The organism is Neisseria sp. HMSC03D10 (assembly GCF_001807625.1).
GTDB lineage: Bacteria > Pseudomonadota > Gammaproteobacteria > Burkholderiales > Neisseriaceae > Neisseria > Neisseria mucosa.
The window spans coordinates 3,102-3,370 of sequence record NZ_KV789559.1 but is presented as its reverse complement, the minus strand read 5'-3'; the positions used below and the strand labels follow the sequence as shown (position 1 = coordinate 3,370).

Sequence of the window (269 nt, the reverse complement as noted above, 5' to 3'; positions counted from 1 at the left end):
CGAATGACCGGATATTATTGGCCGTATAAGCCCGAAGTAACTTTCAGTGTACCCATGGGAACAAGTAATATTGTTCCTGTTCCTCATTTGACTAATGATCGCAAAGCGAGCAAAAGAGAAGAAAAAGAGACACAAAGTTTCATAGATAAAATAGGTAGAAAACTCGGCTTGCTAGACAAGACAACTCAAGGAAAAAACCGACGTCATACCCGCTGGAAATGCTCCGCACCTGTGTTACCAGGTGCGGAACGTAAACGTCCAGATCTGAT

The 269-nt window shown here is 43.1% G+C and carries 1 protein-coding gene; it reads left to right on the top strand.

From position 1 onward, the window contains the following. Positions 1–54: 54 nt before the first annotated feature. On the top strand, positions 55–269 hold a 215-nt coding region (locus tag HMPREF3066_RS13370; RefSeq protein WP_210385707.1), incomplete at its 3' end, for a hypothetical protein.